This window comes from Raineya orbicola, from assembly GCF_002843425.1.
GTDB classification, from domain to species: domain Bacteria; phylum Bacteroidota; class Bacteroidia; order Cytophagales; family Thermonemataceae; genus Raineya; species Raineya orbicola.
This window is the reverse complement of record NZ_NKXO01000047.1, coordinates 1-18,873: the sequence shown is the minus strand read 5'-3', so window position 1 is coordinate 18,873 and position 18,873 is coordinate 1. Positions and strand designations below refer to the sequence as shown.

The following is an 18,873-nucleotide window of genomic DNA, read 5'->3' as shown; positions in this document are numbered from 1 at the left end:
TGTCCTAACGGGCGTAGAGAGTTCTCTTTTTTTAGGTATGGTTTCCTGTTTTTGCAATATTGCCTCTTAAATGATACCCAATATCCACAACTTGTAAAAACTATTCAACTTTTGTCGGAGGACTAAATTCATTCAGGTAAAAAATAGCTTCTTGTAACTCATATTCTTCCACGCTTACATCAATAATGCCCCTGCCAATTTCTGAAAGGAGTGTGCAACGAATTTCATTGTTCTGATTTTTTTTGTCTTGCAGGGCAAGCATTACAATTTCATCAACATCTCTATCCGAAAGCCACTTTTTGCTTTCCTTGAACTGAAAAGCAATGAAATCTTGAATTTCCTCCAAATCTTCTTTTTCTATGAAACCTTTTTGATAGGAAAGGAATGTTTCGGCAATTATACCCCAAGCTACTGCTTCGCCGTGTAAAAGTTTTTCATTTTTAGATAAAAAATAACTTTCAAGGGCGTGTCCTATGGTATGTCCGAAATTAAGCAACTTGCGTACTCCTTTTTCTTGAAAATCTTTTTCTACAATAAGATTTTTGAAACTTACAGAGTGTTTGACAAGCTCTTGCCAATCTTGTTCTTGCCAAGATTTTGTAGAAATCTCGTCCCACATTTCTTTATCTGCAATGAGGCAATGCTTGATAATTTCTGCAAAACCTGCAAGTAATTCTTTTTCAGGTAAGGTTTCTAGAAAATTTGTATCAATAAAAACAGCTTTGGGTGAGGCAAAAAGACCTATTTGATTTTTGTATCCTTCAAAATCTATGCCTACCTTTCCGCCTATGCTGGCATCTACTTGGGCAAGCAAAGTAGTCGGGATTTGAATAAAATCTATACCACGTTTGTATGTAGCGGCACAAAAACCACCTAAATCCCCGATAACTCCGCCTCCTAAATTGATACAGAGGGCGTTTCGGTCTAAGTATTGAGCTGTCATTGCCGACCAAACCTGCTGGGCGGTTTCAAGATTTTTATAGGCTTCACCTGCTGGAATTTGGAAAATTAAACCTTTCCCTTGCAGAAAAGAGATTTTAGGCAAACAATATTTAGCAGTATTTTCATCACAAAGAATAAAAACTCTGCTGCAGCTTTGTTTATTGAGCCACTCTTTTAAGGTACTTTCAATATTTGCCGAACAGAAAAAAATATTCTCCACTTGCAAAAAGTTTTATGAAAGTGTTTTGTGCAATTTTTAATCAAACCTAATCAAAAGATTTTTCTTGCCCAAATTTTATATTGTAGGCAGATGTAGAGTAGGTGAAATTTCTCTATTTTCTTAAAATTTTTTTTCTTTTTTTATGGAATTTTTACTAACCTTACATCATACAAGAAAAAGCGTATCTTTATGAAAAAATTCATTTTGTCTCTTGCTATTTTTATAGCAATGGTTCAAACTAATCAGGCACAAACTATGTATGAAAATTTATGGAAAAAAGTAAACGAAGCCGAAAGTAAAGGCTTGCCCGAAACAGCCCGCAAGAGTGTTGAGGAAATTTACGCACAAGCCAAAAAGGATAAGAATAATGCCCAACTTGTAAAGGCTGTTATCTATCGTCTGAAATATTACGAAGTAAAAGAAGAAAAAGATGTCGTAAAAGCTCTGATGGAACTTAAAAAGGAAGCCGAAAAAGCCGAATTTCCTACCAAAAACCTGCTGTATTCTATGCAGGCGGAAATTTTTTGGAAATACTACCAAGAAAACCGCTGGCGTTTTGCCGACCGAACCCAAATGCAAGAAAATCCCGAAGATATAGAAACGTGGAGCATTGCCAAAATCACCGAAGAAACTCGGAAGCATTTTTTACTTTCGCTCGAAAAGCCTAATGAATTGCAAAAAGTACAAATCAATGTATTTGATGAAGTATTACACAAAGGCACAAAAGAAGCAAGAGCTTTGCGACCCACTCTCTATGATTTTTTGGCTTGGCGAGCAGTGAACTTTTTCCAGAGCCAAGAGGCACAAATCACGCGTCCTGCATATTATTTCCAATTGGATAAGCCCGAATACTTTGCCCCTGCTCCCGAGTTTATCAAACTCAACCTGCAAAGCAAAGATGAAGATTCTTTTGATTATCAAGCCCTGAAAATTTATCAGGAATTACTGAAAATCAATGTAAATAGCTCTAAAAATGCTTATCTGCACATTGATTTAACCCGTTTATCTTTTGTCTATAACAATGCCGTTTTGCCTCAAAAAGAAGAATTGTATGAAGCGGCATTAGAGAAAATGAAAGCTACTTACGCCGAAAGCGAAGAAGTCTCTTTTGTATATCACGCTTTGGCTACTTTGTATTATCAGAAGGGCTTAAAATACAATCCTGAAAAAGGCAATCAGTTTCAGATGGAGCTAAAAAAAGCCTATCAAATTTGCGAGGAAGCTATCAAAAAGTTTCCTAATACAAATGGAACAATCATCTGCGAGAATTTGAAAAATACTATTCTTACCAAAGAGATAGCCTTGCAAATGGAGCAAACCGAGCCTTCTAATACAGCTTTCAAGGCACTGCTAATCTATCGGAATTTTGATAAACTTCATTATCGCATTTTCAAAGTAGATAGAAGTGAAATAAAACAAAAACGCCGTGAGCAACGCAAAGACTACACCGACTACCAAGAACGCAAATTTCTTGCTTTTTTTCTCAACAAAAAACCTATTAAAACAGGAACTTTTGACCTACCCAACCTGCAAGATTACCAAAAACATCGCACCGAAATTGCTTTTGAGGGCTTACCCGTAGGAGATTATATGCTCATCGTTAGCGAAAAAAACAACTTTACACTGGAAAGCAACAATGCCGTAGCCTATAATTTCTTTACTATTTCTGATATTGCTTACATTCATAAAAATTTGCCTGATGGTAAAACGGATTTGTACGTTTTGCACCGAAAAACAGGTGAGCCCCTGCCAAAAGTACAAGTAGAAGCATTTGGTTATAGGTACAACTCTGCTCTTGGCGAGTACGAAAGAGTTCCCAAAGGAAAATTTCAAACCAATGCCCAAGGCTTTGTAAGTTTGCCTTACCTAAATTCAGCGTATAGAAGCTACTATGAAGGCAATTTAGATTTAGATTTCAAGCTCGCAAGCGATTTTCTTTCAACGCAAGAAATAGATAGCGATAGGTATTACTCTACGGGTACTTTATACCAAGACGTGTATGAAGCACCTAGCGAGCAGTGGAAAACGCTGTTCTTTTTAGATAGAGCTATCTACCGCCCCGGACAAACGATTTATTTTAAAGGAATGGTACTGACTTACAAGGGTAAAAGTTGTGAAATTGTCCCAAATTACTCTGTCAATGTTACCTTTTATGATGTCAATCATCAGGCAGTTGAAGTGAAAAACTTTGTAACCAACGAATATGGTACTTTCAATGGCTTTTTTACTGCTCCCAAAAATGGTATCACAGGGCAAATGAGTTTGGTTTCAAACATTGGCGGAAAGGTGTATTTTTCAGTAGAAGAGTACAAACGCCCCAAATTTGAAGTAAAGTTTGAACCTGTAAAGCAAGCCTATCGGGTAAATGAGGAAGTTACAGCAATTGGCAAAGCCCAAGCCTATTCGGGAGCAAATATTGACAATGCCCAAGTAAAATACCGAGTAGTGCGTAAAGCCGAATTTCCCATTTGGTGGTGGCGTTGGTATGGCTACTACCCCGAAAGCCCCGAAATAGAAATTGCTAACGGCACTACCAAAACCGATGAAAACGGCAATTTCAAAATCAATTTCAAGGCAATTCCTGATTTAAGTGTTGATAAAAACGCTGAACCTATTTTCAATTATGAAGTATATGCCGATGTAACTGACCTCAACGGCGAAACGCGTGGCAATCAGACTAATATCCGAGTAGGTTACAAAGCCTTACAAATTGGCACTTCGCTTACCGATATTAACCAAGATGAATGGAAAAACCAGCCTATCAAGATAGAAACACTCAACCTGATGGGTGAGTTTGAACCTGCACAAGGAGAAATACATATTTACAAACTCAAAACACCTTCCAAAGTATTTAAAAAACGTCTTTGGGCAAAACCTGATGTGCATACGCTCTCCAAAGCCGATTTTGAGCGTATGTTCCCTGAGGAAGCCTACCAAAATGAAGATAATAAAGCATTTTGGGAAAAAGATAAAAGTGTGTTCAATTTGGCATTCAACACACGCGATAAAAAAGAATTTGAACTGAAAGATATGCCCCAATGGCAACAAGGTGTGTATCTGATTGAAATGGTAGCCTCTGATAAATATGGACAAGAAGTTCGTAGCAGAAACTATTTTGAAGTGTTTTCAGACAAAGCCAAAATCCCTGCTATCCCTACTAATCTTTTTGCTAAAACTCTCAAAGCTACCTACGAAGTCGGAGAAAACGCCCAAATACTCGTAGGGACATCACTTTCGCAAAAAGTGCTTTATGAGATAGCTTATGATAAAGAAATTGCAGTAAGCAAATGGCTGAACCTCAAAAACGAACAAATCATTCAAAATCTGCCTGTTAGCGAAAAACTCAAAGGAGGATTTTTCGTAACCTGTACGAGCATCTACAACAATCGCCTGTATCAGGAACAGAAATTTGTAGATGTGCCTTACAGCGAAAAGGAATTGGAAGTGATTTTTGAAACTTACCGCAACAAACTTTTGCCCGGCGAGCAAGAAGAATGGCGTTTGCGTATCAAAGGGAAAAAAGCTGATAAAATCGCCGCTGAAATGGTTGCCACGCTCTACGATGCCTCTCTTGATGCTTTCCGTGTAAATGAATGGGGAGCAACTTTTTGGGATAAAAATTACCTGTTTGCCAATTGGCAAAGCCTTACTGGTTTTAAGATAGATAACTTCCGCATTCAACAATATGCTTGGAATAGCTCAAAAGGATATTTTAGCTATGATTATGACGACCTAAATTGGTTTGGATATACTTTTTACTACTACTACGCAAGGCAAAGAGAAAGAGGCGTAACTTACAAAAGTGCAGTTCCTGCCGCCTCTATGAAAGAAAGAAATGGAGATAAAGAGGATGCTCCCCTTATGGAAGTCGCATCTTTTGGAGTTGAAAAAAGAGAGATAACTGGAAAAAAATTAGATTCATCATCTCAAAATAAACAAGAAAAACTCTCACAGAAAAACACAGACGATATTCAAATCCGTAAAAATTTCAACGAAACCGCCTTTTTCTATCCTGAACTGCGTACCAACGAAAAGGGCGAAATTATCGTCAAATTCACCGTACCCGAAGCCCTGACTCGTTGGAAAATGCTTGGCTTTGTGCATACCAAAGAGTTAGCCTATGCCTTTGCCAAAAACACATTGGTAACTCAAAAAGATTTGATGGTAGTGCCTAATCAGCCTCGTTTTTACAGAGAAAATGATGAAATGGTTTTTGCCGTGAAAGTTACTTCGCTCGCCGAAACTGAACTCAAAGGTGAAGCTCAATTAGAATTTTTTGATGCAATTTCTAACAAAAAAATAAATCTTACGCAAGAAGCAAGGCAGTTTGTCGTAAAGCCGGGAGCAAGTCAGAATTTAGAATGGAAAATTCGTATCCCCGAAGGTTTGCAGGCTCTTACTTACCGAGTGGTGGCTAAATCAGGCAAATTTTCTGACGGCGAAGAAATGACTTTGCCCGTAGTTACCAACCGAATGCTCGTAACCGAAACAATGCCTTTGCCCATTCGTGGAAAGCAAGAAAAGAATTTTAAGTTTGAAAAGCTCCTCACCAGCGGTAGTTCCAATACACTCAAACATCAACGTTTCACTTTGGAGTTCACTTCAAACCCCGCTTGGTATGCAGTTCAGGCATTGCCTTATATGATGGAATACCCTTATGAGTGTGTAGAGCAGACTTTTAGCCGTTATTACGCCAATTCCATTGCCACACACGTAGCCAACAGCAATCCGAAAATCAAGCAAGTGTTTGATACTTGGAAAAACTATCAGCCCGATGCTTTGCTTTCCAATTTAGAAAAAAATCAGGAACTCAAAGCCGCTTTATTAGAAGAAACGCCTTGGGTTCTCAATGCCAAAGATGAAAGCCAACGCAAACGCCAAGTTGCACTACTTTTTGATTTGAACCGAATGGCAAATGAACAAGAAGCCGCTTTGGAGAAAGTTCGCAGACACCAACTTGAAAGTGGCGGTTTTACGTGGTTTCTTGGCTTTCCCGAAGATAGATATATGACCCAGCATATCATCGCCCAAATGGGGCATCTGGACGTGATGAAAGTAAAATCTATTCGTGAAGATGATGCCACTTGGCAAATGCTACAAAAAGCCATCGCCTACACCGATAGAATGATAGCTGACGATTACGCCAAACTCAAAGTCTGTGTCGCTCGTGGGCAATGCAAATTTGAAAATAACAATCTCAGTTATCTCCAAATTCAGTACTTGTATGCTCGCAGTTATTTCAAAGACATAGCCATTCCGAATGCAAGCAAGGAAGCCTTCAATTATTACTTGGGGCAAGCCAAGAAGTTTTGGCTTTCGTATCCACTTTATACCGAAGGAATGTTGTGCTTGGCATTGGATAGATTTGGCGATAAGCAAACGCCACAAGCTATGATAAAGTCTTTCTCTGAAAAAGCATTACATTCCGAAGAGTTTGGAATGTATTGGAAGCAGGAGCGTTCGTGGTGGTGGTATCAAGCCCCTATCGAAACGCAAGCCTTGATGATAGAAGTCTATGATGAAGTAGCAAAAAACCAGAAAGCCGTAGAAGATTTGAAAGTTTGGCTTTTGAAGCAAAAACAAACCCAAGATTGGAAAACTACACGAGCCACTGCCGAAGCCTGTTATGCTCTTTTGCGTAGAGGTAGCGATGCCTTGGCAAGCGAACAATTAGTGGAAGTGAGTTTGGGTGGTGAAGTGGTTCGCCCTTCGGAAGCCACTGAAACCAAAGTAGAAGCAGGCACAGGCTATTTCAAAACGGCTTGGAATGCCGAACAAGTTCGCCCCGAAATGGGAAATATCAAAGTAACCAAAAAAGATGAAGGTGTAGCTTGGGGAGCAGTGTATTGGCAATATTTTGAACAATTAGATAAAATCACTTTCGCCGAAACGCCTATTAGCATCAAAAAAGATTTATTCTTGGAAAAAGATAGCGATAAAGGTAAAATTTTAGTGCCAATTACCGAGAAAAACCCTATCAAAGTAGGCGATTTGGTAAAGGTGCGTATAGAAATTCGTGTGGATAGAGATATGGAGTACGTACATCTAAAAGATATGCGTGCTGCGGGCTTTGAGCCTACCAATGTACTTTCAGGCTATCGCTATCAAGATGGAATGTGGTATTACGAAAGCACCCGCGATATGGCAACCAATTTCTTTATCAGCTACTTACGTAAAGGTACGTATGTTTTTGAATATCCATTGAGAGCTTCGCTGAAAGGAGATTACTCTAATGGCATTACGACTATACAATGTATGTACGCCCCCGAATTTACCAGCCACTCGGCAGGAATAAGAGTAAAAATTGAGTAGAATTACCCTCCAAACAAAAAACCTCATAGATCTCTATGAGGTTTTTTTTGTGGAAATTTTGCTTTGTTACTGCACACTCAAACGTTTCACGGCTACGCCTTTTTCGGTATGAATTTTCAAAAGATACATACCTTTGGGCAGGCGTTCTACGTTGAAAGTGGCTTGATTGTTTTGCGTAGTTTGCTCACTCACTACTTGTCCGATAGGATTGTAGAGCAGAAGTTTTGCATTTTGTACTTGAATACCGCTTAAATCTACTATAAAGCTATTTTGAGCAGGGTTGGGGTACAAGCCTATTTCACGAGCCAGAGGCGTTTCATCAAGGGCGGTGGCGACGCTTTTCTTAAACTTGATTTTTCTTGTGTTTGAAGCCGCTGTTTCTGTGCCTCTTGTTGCTCTTACCTGATAAATGTAATCCACCCCATCTTCCAACGAAGGGCTATTATCGGAGTAAGTAGTAGTATTAGCAGGCAAAGTAGCTATATCAATTGTGGAGCTAACGGGCTGTCCATCTTTTCTGCGTGAAACTATGAAATTGTTTTCATCATTAGAGTTGTCATTCCATTGCAAATCTACTTTGTCAGTAGCAAAGAAATTAGGGCTTGATCCTTCCTGATTGGTTACAATTAAATTAGTAGGAGCTTGCAAAGGTGCCTGGCGAACAAAAATCAACATTTCGGAAACATCTGTTTTTGAGCCATTGCTTACGGTAAGTCTTACTTTGTAAGTCCCTACGTTGTTGAAAGTAACTACAGGAGGATTTGCCGTAGCAGGTGTGGTAGCTGAGTACGTAGCAGGTGAAGCCCCTCCTAAACCATCTACATCAAAGTTCCAGTTCCAAGAAGTAATTGCGGGTTCTGTACCTGTAACTCCCGACAAATTGGTGAAAGTAACTGCCAACGGCTTGAAGCCTCCTACTACATTTGCAGAAAATATAGAAAACAAAGTATTACCAATTAACTGCTTTCTACGAGGAGAGTTCAGCAATACAATTCTCATTCTATCTACTTGCTGACGCGTGAACATATTCATACACACATCAGCCGAATAGTCCATATAGTTTTCAATTTGGTCGGGCATATTTTGTCCCCAAGGTTCATCTTCGGCAGAACAAGTATTTCTGCTTTGAGAAGATGCACAATTTGTAGTAAGTGGTGAGTCTCCATTTTGCCAAGGCGTATCCGTACAGAAGTCATCAACTGAGCAGTTTCCATCACCCCAGCTATGACGCAAGCCAAGCCAATGTCCTATTTCGTGAGTAGCCGTACGTCCTCTATCTGTACCTGGTGCAAGAGGTGCTGTAATGAAAGGTCCCGCAGGGTCAGGAGAGCCATTCGCTAGATAATTAGAACCTGTTGCCTTATAGTTAAGTACCACTCCATCTCTATTGCTAGGTTGAGTACCCGTAGGCATTCCGGGCAAGCCAGAACCTTCGGGGAATTGAGCATAGCCAAAAAGTCCTGATGAGGCAAAATTCACTACCCAAATGTTCAAATATTGGTTGGGATTCCAAATCGTTGCAGGTTTGAGTGTATTTTCAGTATTGCTGCCAGAACCGGGGCCGTCCCAACCAGTAATGCCAAACGTAATTTCTCCATTGATACGCTCCACACCCGGTTCAGCGAGCGGATTGCCTAGTGGATCGTGGGTTGCGGGTTCAAATTCCAAATCAGGGAAAGAGCCTACTACGTTATTGAAAATACTTCTAGTTTGTGAGGCATCATTGTTGGTTCTCTGAAAATCTTCGTTCAATACCCTAATTTGCGATATTGCCTGTGCATAAGGGATATTTTGACTGCCATTGGCAATGGTTGCTTGGCTGGTCTGATAAATTACGTGAATAATCACCTTGATTTTGTAAGGACCTCCCCCTAATCTGCCATTAGGCATTTTTACCGGTGTAGAAAGATGTCCATTGCCCATTTTAGATTTGAGCCAATTTTCAAAACTTTCTACCGTGCCGAAATTTCCTGGATACTGCTCTCGCAAGTGCTGTTCGTAAATGTGCGAAGCACATTTTTCTTGTGCCATTGCCCAATGTAACCCCCACAAGGCAATGAATGTTAGTAGTAGTTTTTTCATAAAAAATTCTTTTGCGTTTTATTATTTTACAAAAATAAGCATTTTTTGGATAAAAACAAGGACAAACTCATATATTTTTAGAATTTTGTTTGGCTTTTCTGAAATTTCAACAATATTTGTAAGTTATCTTGGCTAACATTCAAAATTATGATGCACTGCTTTATTCATCAGTATTATTTGCAAATCACGGAAAAAGAACTGAACTATGCCAACTTCCAGAATATTATTGATTTAAGCCAAATCAATTTGAGCAATGCACTGCTCAAAGGTTTGAGCGGCAATGTGCTAATACTCAATGCTAATGCTGACCTGTTTTACCAAATTATTATGTTTTTGGATAGGCAAGAAAATACTTCTATCCAAAATATTTCTTTCGTGGTAGAAAGTAAAAAGGAATTCAAAAAGAATCTAAGTAAGCATTTTGAAGTCATTAAGGCTTCGGGGGGGTTAGTAGTCAATGATGATAAAATTTTGATGATTTTCAGGCGTGGCAAATGGGATTTACCCAAAGGAAAAATTGATGAAGGTGAAAAAGCTAAAATCGCCGCTATCCGCGAGGTAGCTGAAGAATGTAACCTGCGAACACAAATCCAAAAAAAACTTTGCACCACTTGGCATCACTATTGGATGGGAGGCAGAATGGTTATTAAAAAGACAAAATGGTATTTGATGAGTACTTCAAACCCACAAGAGGCTCACCCCCAAGCCGAAGAGGATATTGAGAGAATTCTTTGGATTGCTCCCAACGAAATTCAAAATCTACTTGCCAATAGTTTTCCTTCCATTGAATTTGTCATCAATCAATTTATCAGCCAAAATCAAACTAAAACTTCGTAGTTTTCTTACATCAATAGCAATGTAGCACGAAATTTGCTCTTTATTTTTAAGTTTATCTTTACAAAAAAGCTATCCTTCAATTCTTCTACTGGAACACTGAATTTTTGAACATCAGAATTTGAAACAATGAAAAGTTTTGTGAAATATATTTTAGCACTCAAAATATTGATTTTTTCAGCAAATATGCTTTTTGCCCAATCCCGAGGCATAGAAGCTCGCAAAGAAATGAACGAAGCCGAAAGCTACCTCAAACAGGGTGATGCCCGCAATTTGGCACGTTATTTCAACGAAACCATAGAAATTAGCATTGAAGGCAAAAAGCAAAATTACAGCCGAACCCAAGCCGAATTCGTAGTAAAAGATTTTTTCAGCAAAAATCCCCCTATTCCTGAAAGTTTTGAGAGTTATCACAGAGGGCAGTCTTCAGGATTGAGCTATTCTATCGTAAAATACGCCTCCTCCAACGGAAATTATCGCGTTTTTCTGAAAGTCAAAACCTCTCCGCAAGGTAGAAATATCATAGATGCCCTTGACTTTATCCGCGAATAAGTTTGGATAGCCTCTTGTTTTTTGTTTATTTTGTGCTTATTTCCAAACCTATCTGCTATGATTTTTCAGAAACGAAGCCTGATTATAGTTTTTACATTCATTGCTGTGTGTGTTTTGGCTTTTTCTTTTTGGTGGTGGAAGTACCAAAGCGAAGCAGAAGATAATTTCAGCCCTAAACCCAAAGGCTTTAATCGTATTCTTTTACCTAAGAACGAATACCGCCCCTTGCCCGATAGTTTTCCTTATTTTTTTGAGTATTCCAAAGAAGCTATCATTCGTCCTGATAGTTCGCATTTGGCAGAACGCTACTGGATACACGTCATTTATCCTAAACTCGGCAAATCTGAAATTCAAATCACCTACAAAAATATCAGCGATAATCCCACCCAAAAACTTGCCGAACTCATTGACGATTCGCATCGGCTTGCCGCCAAACATCTCTACCGAGCCGAAGCCCTGAAATATTATGAGTATAAAAACGCTCAAAACTTACCTGTACTTGCTATTGGTTTTGAAGGCGAAATCCCCAGCCATTTGCAATTTTATACTACGGATTCTGTAAAACATTTCTTGCGAGCCGCTATTTATTTTCGTACTGCTAACGATAACGATTCTCTTGCCCCTGTTATTGATTTTGTCAAGAAAGATATGCTCCGAATGATTGCCACACAAAAGTTCAAATAAGCGAATTTTCTTACCTGAAATTGTATTTTTCCCTGAAAAATTTTAGCTTTGTATTTGCAAATTTTTTACCTTATGACAAATTCGCAATCCTCTATCCAAGAAATTCTCGCTCAGTTGGGTATAAAATCAGAAAATCCTGCATATAGCACAGGTGTAGAATGGGCAAAGATAGGTAACCGAACCCAAAAAACTATTTACTCTCCTATTGATGACGAGCCTATCGCAAGCGTAGAACTGGCTACTCCACAAGATTACGAAATGATTATTCAGAAGGCTCAAGAAGCGTTCAAGATATGGCAAAAAATACCTGCTCCCAAGCGTGGCGAAATTGTAAGACAAATTGGTGATAAATTACGTGCTTACAAAGAACCTTTGGGAAAACTTGTTACCTATGAAATGGGTAAAATTTTGCAGGAAGGTCTGGGCGAGGTGCAAGAAATGATAGATATATGCGATTTTGCCGTAGGACTTTCTCGCCAACTATATGGACTAACGATGCATTCGGAGCGTCCTATGCATCGTATGTATGAGCAGTGGCATCCCTTAGGCGTTGTGGGTATTATTTCTGCGTTTAATTTTCCTGTGGCGGTGTGGTCTTGGAATGCAATGATTGCCGCCGTGTGTGGTGATGTATGCGTGTGGAAACCTTCCGAAAAAACACCTCTTACTGCTATTGCCTGTCAAAACATTATTGCCGATGTACTTCGTGCCAATCATCTGCCCGAAGGAGTTTTCAGTCTTATTTTAGGTGATGCTTCTATCGGAGAATTGATGAGTAATGACCGCCGTGTGCCTTTGGTTTCGGCTACGGGTTCTACACGTATGGGGAAAAAGGTAGGCGAAGCTGTTGCCAAACGTTTGGGCAAAAGTATTTTAGAACTTGGTGGAAATAATGCAATTATTATCACTGAAAACGCAAATTTGGAAATGGCTATTCGAGCAGTGCTGTTTGGGGCAGTAGGCACCGCAGGGCAAAGATGTACTACTACGCGTCGCCTGATAGTACACGAAAAAGTATATGAAGAAATAAAAAATCGTTTGGTAAAAATTTATCCTAATTTGCCTATCGGCAATCCATTAGATAGTAAAACTTTGGTGGGTCCTCTTATTGATAAAGATGCCGTACGAAACTTCCAGAATGCTTTGCAAAAAGTGCAAGCAGAAGGCGGAAAACTTTTAGTAGGCGGCGAAGTGATAGAGGGAAAGGGAAATTATGTAAAGCCAGCTATTGTAGAAGCCGAAAATCATTACGAAATGGTTCAAGAAGAAACCTTTGCCCCGATTTTGTATCTAATCAAATATCAAGGCAATGTAGAAAATGCCATTGCTATTCAGAATGATGTAAAGCAAGGACTTTCCTCTGCTATTTTCACTACTAATTTGATAGAAGCAGAAACATTTCTTTCTTGTGCGGGTTCGGATTGTGGCATAGCGAATGTAAATATCGGCACTTCGGGAGCAGAAATCGGAGGGGCTTTTGGAGGTGAGAAAGAAACAGGAGGAGGCAGAGAATCAGGCTCTGATGCTTGGAAAGCCTATATGCGTAGGCAAACGAATACTATCAATTATAGTACTGAGTTGCCTTTGGCACAGGGTATTAAGTTTGATTTTTAGTAAAAAATTTGTTTATTAAAACCTTTTTCATACATTTGCTTGCAAGCACCTTAAATCAACATACAATCTATGGCTACGCAAAAACCCTACAAGGCGATTATGCTCATTGATGATAATGAGATAGATAACCTAATAAACCAGAAAATTATTGAGGCGGCTAATATCTGCGATTACATTTTTACGCATACAGGAGGGAAAAGTGCCATTGAATTTTTGCGTAACATTGAAAAAATCGCCCCTATTACAGGAAACCAAGGCTTGCCTGAACTCATTTTCTTGGATATTGATATGCCTCTGATGGATGGCTTCCAATTCCTTGATGAGTTTGAAACTCTGAGTTCTGCTACCAAAGAATACTGCAAAATTGTAATGCTCACTTCTTCTATCAATCCACAAGATATGAGCAAATCCAAAAAATATCAGTATGTAAAAAAATACCTCAACAAACCACTTTCACCCGAAAGTCTAAAAAGTTTGAATGTCTGATAAAACCTTGAAGTTCAAAGCTGATATGCTTTGAACTTTTTGTTTGGAGTAAAAAGCACAAAACTATGAAAGCATTTTATTATATCGTGTTATTTTGCTTTTTTGCTTTCATAGCTAATGCTCAAAATGTCCAAATTTTAAAACAACCTGCAAATATTGCCATTCTTAAATTATCACAACTCAATTCTTCTTTTCGTGAGGTAAATCTGAACATTACTCCTGATGGAAGGTATCTCTTTTTTATGTCGTCTCGGGGGGAAATGCCTTGGACAAACTCTCGCTACACTCGTTTTAAGGGCAAATGGGAAGCTGATGGCGATATTTGGTATTCGGAAAGAACTGGCAAAAATTGGCAAAGTCCTAAATGCCTAAGTGAAGATATCAATACCAGATCAGGTGAAGATGAACCCAATATATCACCCGACGGCAAAACCGTGTATTTTCAAAGTTGGAATAGCTGGCAAAAAAATGGCGGTCCTTATTACAAAGCTGATAGAATAGGCAATAACCATTGGGTCAATGTGAGGGGGTTAGGAGGAGGTATTACCTCTTTTTTCAAAGATAGAGAAGCGAATGGATTGGAACTTGCCACAGACGGAATGACTATCTCTCCCGATGGCAAAACTATGGTGGTTTCGGTAGGGAAATATGATGGAAATATGGATTTGTTCATTAGTTTTTTGAAAGGCGGCGTCTGGACTTATCCCAAGAAATTATCTATTTCCACGCCTCTTGATGAACGCTCTCCTTTCATTGCCGCCGACAGCGAAACTTTATACTTTGCTTCCAGCGGATATAGAGGCTTTGGAGGTTTAGATATTTACAAAGTAAACCTCAATGATTTGATAGCAGGTAAAAATCCTAAAATATACAATGTTGGCTCTCCTTTCAATACTGCCCAAGATGATTACGGCTTCATAGTTACTTCTGACGGCAAAGAAGTGTATTTTATCCGTGATAGCGATATTTATATGGCGGATATTAGCAAATCTCCTCCCGAAATGAAGCCTAATTACACTTTCATCATCAAAGGTATTGTCAGGAATGCTCGCACCAAAGCTCCTTTGCGTCGGGAAATCAATTTTTATGAAAATAATACCAACTTTGCAACCGAGTGGAGCAAAGCAGGTACAGGTGAAATCTTGATAATTATCAAAAAGAAAATAGGAAATTTTGAAGCAACCTTTGAAGGAGATAGTAATTTTAAGAGTTTCAGGAAAACCTTTCAGCCTAACCCCAACCGAAACGTTATTGAAGTTATTATTGACCTTGAACCCATCAATAAGCCCACCAGCGTTACTACCAACAATACCCCCCCTAAACAACAAAAAAATATAGAACTTTTGCGTAAGCAAGAGGAGCAAAAACGCAAAAAGCGTGAAGAAGAGAAACGCCGCAATATGGAAGCCGCCTGCCGAATGTAAAATTTTAGCAAAATTTTGGCAAGAATAATAAAAATCCCTAAATTTGCCGTTCAAAATTTGGAAGGCAATGACAAAAATCAAACATTTTGAGGAAAAGGCAAAAAAGAAAGAACAAGCCGAAAATCCTCCCGTAGAGTTTAGCGAGGTAAAAGAAAACGAAGTAAGCCCCGAAATTATTTGGCACAAATCGGAGGAGTTTTTGAAGCGAAATCAAAAAATTATTACGATTGCTTTACTGGGAGTGTTGATTATTTTAGGAGCTTATTTTGGTTGGCGATATTATATTGGTGAGCAAGAAAAATCTGCTTCTGCCAAAATATTTCCTGCTGAACAATTTTTCAGAAACGACTCGCTCAACAAAGTGCTGAAAGGTGAAGGTAAAAAATATTGGTCTGCTCCCAAAGTAGCACAAGAATACCCCCTAACCCAATCTGCCAACTTGGCACATTTTTATTCAGGAGTAGCCTACTTGCGAGGAGGAAAATTCAAAGAAGCTATCAAAGAATTAGAGGAGTTTAGCTCATCAGATAGAATTATTCAAGCCCGAGCCTATTGCCTGCTTGGAGATGCTTATATGGAACTTAATCAGTTGGATAATGCTATCAGCTATTACCGCAAGGCGGCAAATTATTATACCAATCAGTTTTACTCACCAATGTATTTGAGCAAATTAGCTTTAGCTTACGAACTGAAAAATGACTATAAAAATGCCATTGCAGTATACGAAGAAATTATCAAAGAACACTACAACTCACAAGAGCGTCCTAATGCTCAAAAATATAAAGCACGTTTAGAAGCAATGCAAGCAAAATAAAACAACGAAGGAGTAAGTTTGAAACTTGCTCCTTCATTGTTTATTAAGTGCAACTTACTTTTATTTTTTTCCTTCTTTTTTCAAATCTTTTGGACTTGGAGGCAATTTTTCGTCTTTTACGCGAGGCTCTTCTTCCAAACTTGGCGGGAAACCATTGAGCTGTCGCCAGATTTCGTACCAAATGGGGACATCTCGGAGCATAAACCACCCATATACACCTGTGCCTATACGTAATTGCGTAGGCCAAGGTTTGTCTTGTTTATCAGGAGTGATAAGTACCCGATACTTATTATCTTTGGTATTCACATAATCTATCACTGCTACTTCGCCTCCAAAAGTACCAATACTTACGGCGGGCCAGCCCGAAAACTGCAAGGCAGGGAATCCATCAAATTCTAAACGAACTTTTGTACCTTTGGTAAGCAAGGGCAAATCCATTGCTTTTACATATAATTCTACGGCTTTATGAGGTTGAGCAGGTTGAATGGTAACCACTGCTTCGCCTTCTTTCACTTGCTCGCCGATACCTGCTCGCAAGGCTTTTACTACATAACCCGATTGGGGAGCTAAAATAAAATAGCGTTGGTTACGAATATTGATACTTGCCAGTTTGTTCTGCTTTTCGGCAAGTTCGCCTTTGGAGTTGGCGAGGTAAGATTGATAATAACTTTTTTCGGCTTCGGCTTTCTGTATTTTGCCAAGATAGTCGGCGTAAATATTATTGTAATCGGCTATGCTTTGATAAAGTTCATCTTTGCTGGCAAGCAGTTTGTTTTTGGCAGACTGAAACTTATTGACTTTTTCTTGATAAGAAGCCTCTCGTTTCAAAAAATTATTTTGAGCAAGAATACCTGTTTTTACCATTTCCACAGCATTTTTGTACTGCTGTTCTTCCAATTCCAATTGTACTTTGGCATTGTAAAGCTCAATGCTATCAATAGCTACTTTGTTGCGGTTTTGGTCTATTTTGGCTCTGGCTTTTTCAAGGCTTGCCGCTTGTGCTTGCCTGAAAGCGGCTATTTGGTTTTCTATGGCGATAATATTTCTCTGTGTAGCCTCAATACTTTCCTCTTTGGCAAGTACTTGCTCTTCCAAACGTTTAGAAAGTTCGGGGTCAAAGTATTCGGTTTTTACTTCTTCCAAAATTAGAATAGTATCGCCTTGAGCTACAAACTGCCCTTCCTGAATTTTCCACTCTTTAATCTGCCCTGCAATCACAGCAACAACATCTTGAGGGCGGTCTTGGGGAGCAAAAGCTGTTACTCTGCCATTACCTCTTACATTTTGCTGCCAAGGCAAAAACATACAAAAAAGAATGAAAATCAGTATGCCAATAATCCAATAGGTAAGTATTCTTGCACTTTTGGGTGTTTGTACCAAACGCAAAGAATACACTTTCTTTTCAACTTCTTTGGCATTGATAGTTTCGTTTGAAATTCGCAACATAGCTTACAGCGTTTTACTTTTCAACTATAAAGAAAAGCAAAAAGTTTGAATTTGCCAAGAAATTTGTCGCCTACGAAAAAGAAGGTGATATTAGCTATGCCGACCTGCGTTTTGTGCAATTTGTAGTAAATGAGAGGTTTTCCCTTTGCTCAATCAGTGGGGGTATAATTTAGAAGGTTTGCAGTTTGTTTTTGACCCTTCGTGGAAATTGCCTCTCGCAAACACACAATTAGAAGTTGATAATCGGCTGCAAAAAGTTTTGCACAGCTCAAAGAAATGCGAGATTTAGTATTCAAAGAGGGCAAAATACGCCCTTTTACAGAATTTAGAGCCGAAGCTCTAAAAATTCATCAAAAATATAACCAAGATTGGCTACTCACCGAATACAACGCCGTTGTAAGAGGCTCGGTAATGGGCAAAAAATGGCTAAATATTGAAAGAGATAAAGATATTTACCCTTATTTACGCTACGAAACCGCCAAAGATAGCAGAGTGCGAGATGCTCACGCCAAATTGCAAGGGTTTGTTTTGCCCGTAGAAAGCAGTTTTTGGGAAAATTATTTCCCGCCCAATGGCTGGAACTGCCGTTGCAGTATTACACAGCTCCGCAAAGACCAAGTAAAGCCCACCGATATTGCAAACATTCAGCAGAATGAAGCCGCTTTTGGCAAGTTAGCCAAACAAAATACCCCAGAATATTGGCGTAAAAATATCGGTAAAACAGAAATTTTTGAAGCTAATCAAACTGCTTATTTTAAGGCTTTGCCCAAAGATAAACTTTTAGACGCAGAAAAACACTACAACCTGCCCTCCATTGAGAAAATTTACCAAAAGGGCAATTTGCCTAGCCTCAAAACCCAAAATAAAGCAGACTACCAACTATGGTGGGATAGCCTGCTTCGTAAATACAAGGGCAACGAAAAGGAAAATTATTTTGATATAGAAACCGATTTGGGAGGAATCAAACTGCCTATCCGCTTCGATAACGATTTCTACAAGCATATCCAAAAAGAAAACCGAGAAACTTGGGTGAATAATTTAGAAGATATACTAAACAAGCCCAGTGAAGTGTGGCAGAATTACGAAGGTGTTAAAAATAGACAAAGCATTATCTTTTTTAAGTTTTACGACAAAAATCCCGTCATTCTTAATGTTGAAAAAACACGAGAAGGATACATCGCTCAGACTATATTTTTAGACAATAGAGGCAAATACGAGGCTACAAAAAAGAGAAGAAAAGGCTTTTTGATTAAAAAAACCTAAAAAACTACCGAAGCCCCTAGTGTGGTTAGCACTGCCCTTCCCGAGTTTTTTAGGTAAAAAAACAAATAAATTGTTGGCTGTGGTTCAGAATGTATGATAGTCATAATTCCATTGTTGAAACATAATTTTGATAGCTGCTTCGTGGTACTTGTCTTTTTTAGAAAAACAAGTAGTTTTTCGTACAAAACGTCTATTTCTAG

General features: G+C 38.9%; 12 protein-coding genes and 1 pseudogene. 9 read left to right on the top strand and 4 right to left on the bottom strand.

The window, feature by feature from the left end; translation table 11 throughout:
• Positions 1–100: 100 nt before the first annotated feature.
• Entirely contained in the window at positions 101–1,162 is a 1,062-nt protein-coding gene (aroB, locus tag Rain11_RS12100; RefSeq protein ID WP_243390591.1) for a 3-dehydroquinate synthase, read from the bottom strand.
• Positions 1,163–1,351: 189 nt separating this feature from the next.
• Here aroB and Rain11_RS12095 point away from each other — a divergent pair, with 189 nt between their 5' ends.
• Complete coding sequence (locus tag Rain11_RS12095; RefSeq protein WP_101359632.1) at positions 1,352–7,474, top strand: alpha-2-macroglobulin family protein; 6,123 nt, start codon at positions 1,352–1,354, stop codon at positions 7,472–7,474.
• Positions 7,475–7,540: 66 nt separating this feature from the next.
• Here Rain11_RS12095 and Rain11_RS12090 read toward each other — a convergent pair whose 3' ends face one another.
• On the bottom strand, positions 7,541–9,556 hold the full coding sequence (locus Rain11_RS12090; RefSeq protein ID WP_101359631.1) for a T9SS type A sorting domain-containing protein: 2,016 nt from the start codon (positions 9,554–9,556) through the stop codon (positions 7,541–7,543).
• 147 nt (positions 9,557–9,703) lie between these two features.
• Between Rain11_RS12090 and Rain11_RS12085 the strand changes: the two genes are divergently transcribed.
• The 7 genes from Rain11_RS12085 to Rain11_RS12055 all read left to right on the top strand — a co-directional run bounded on the left by Rain11_RS12085 (position 9,704) and on the right by Rain11_RS12055 (position 15,964).
• Positions 9,704–10,393, top strand: a complete 690-nt coding sequence (locus tag Rain11_RS12085) for an NUDIX hydrolase (RefSeq protein ID WP_101359630.1) — start codon at positions 9,704–9,706, stop codon at positions 10,391–10,393.
• Positions 10,394–10,531: 138 nt separating this feature from the next.
• Positions 10,532–10,942: a DUF4783 domain-containing protein gene (locus Rain11_RS12080; RefSeq protein ID WP_207764455.1), complete on the top strand. Its 411-nt coding sequence runs from the start codon at positions 10,532–10,534 to the stop codon at positions 10,940–10,942.
• 57 nt (positions 10,943–10,999) lie between these two features.
• A complete protein-coding gene (gldD, locus tag Rain11_RS12075) occupies positions 11,000–11,626 on the top strand; it encodes a gliding motility lipoprotein GldD (RefSeq protein WP_101359628.1) in 627 nt (208 codons plus the stop codon).
• A gap of 72 nt (positions 11,627–11,698) precedes the next feature.
• A complete protein-coding gene (gene amaB, locus Rain11_RS12070) occupies positions 11,699–13,240 on the top strand; it encodes an L-piperidine-6-carboxylate dehydrogenase (protein ID WP_101359633.1) in 1,542 nt (513 codons plus the stop codon).
• A gap of 69 nt (positions 13,241–13,309) precedes the next feature.
• The gene (locus Rain11_RS12065; protein WP_101359627.1) at positions 13,310–13,726 is read left to right on the top strand and encodes a response regulator; all 417 of its coding nucleotides are present in this window, start codon (positions 13,310–13,312) and stop codon (positions 13,724–13,726) included.
• 65 nt (positions 13,727–13,791) lie between these two features.
• The gene (locus Rain11_RS12060) at positions 13,792–15,150 is read left to right on the top strand and encodes a TolB family protein (protein WP_101359626.1); all 1,359 of its coding nucleotides are present in this window, start codon (positions 13,792–13,794) and stop codon (positions 15,148–15,150) included.
• A gap of 67 nt (positions 15,151–15,217) precedes the next feature.
• Complete coding sequence (locus tag Rain11_RS12055) at positions 15,218–15,964, top strand: tetratricopeptide repeat protein (protein WP_101359625.1); 747 nt, start codon at positions 15,218–15,220, stop codon at positions 15,962–15,964.
• Between the two features lie 60 nt (positions 15,965–16,024).
• Here Rain11_RS12055 and Rain11_RS12050 read toward each other — a convergent pair whose 3' ends face one another.
• The gene (locus tag Rain11_RS12050; RefSeq protein ID WP_101359624.1) at positions 16,025–17,410 is read right to left on the bottom strand and encodes an HlyD family secretion protein; all 1,386 of its coding nucleotides are present in this window, start codon (positions 17,408–17,410) and stop codon (positions 16,025–16,027) included.
• Between the two features lie 276 nt (positions 17,411–17,686).
• On the opposite strand from Rain11_RS12050, the gene Rain11_RS12045 reads away from it, so the two are divergent.
• Complete coding sequence (locus Rain11_RS12045) at positions 17,687–18,673, top strand: phage minor head protein (protein WP_101359623.1); 987 nt, start codon at positions 17,687–17,689, stop codon at positions 18,671–18,673.
• 84 nt (positions 18,674–18,757) lie between these two features.
• Here the strand turns inward: Rain11_RS12045 and Rain11_RS14280 are convergent.
• Positions 18,758–18,873, bottom strand: a pseudogene (locus Rain11_RS14280) (IS1 family transposase); the annotation flags it as partial.

Coding starts and splice junctions, on each gene's coding strand:
- gldD (WP_101359628.1), top strand. CDS start 11,000: ATGATTTTTCAGAAACGAAGCCTGATTATAGTTTTTACATTCATTGCT.
- Rain11_RS12065 (WP_101359627.1), top strand. CDS start 13,310: ATGGCTACGCAAAAACCCTACAAGGCGATTATGCTCATTGATGATAAT.
- amaB (WP_101359633.1), top strand. CDS start 11,699: ATGACAAATTCGCAATCCTCTATCCAAGAAATTCTCGCTCAGTTGGGT.
- Rain11_RS12050 (WP_101359624.1), bottom strand. CDS start 17,410: ATGTTGCGAATTTCAAACGAAACTATCAATGCCAAAGAAGTTGAAAAG.
- Rain11_RS12090 (WP_101359631.1), bottom strand. CDS start 9,556: ATGAAAAAACTACTACTAACATTCATTGCCTTGTGGGGGTTACATTGG.
- Rain11_RS12095 (WP_101359632.1), top strand. CDS start 1,352: ATGAAAAAATTCATTTTGTCTCTTGCTATTTTTATAGCAATGGTTCAA.
- Rain11_RS12060 (WP_101359626.1), top strand. CDS start 13,792: ATGAAAGCATTTTATTATATCGTGTTATTTTGCTTTTTTGCTTTCATA.
- Rain11_RS12055 (WP_101359625.1), top strand. CDS start 15,218: ATGACAAAAATCAAACATTTTGAGGAAAAGGCAAAAAAGAAAGAACAA.
- Rain11_RS12045 (WP_101359623.1), top strand. CDS start 17,687: ATGCGAGATTTAGTATTCAAAGAGGGCAAAATACGCCCTTTTACAGAA.
- Rain11_RS12085 (WP_101359630.1), top strand. CDS start 9,704: ATGATGCACTGCTTTATTCATCAGTATTATTTGCAAATCACGGAAAAA.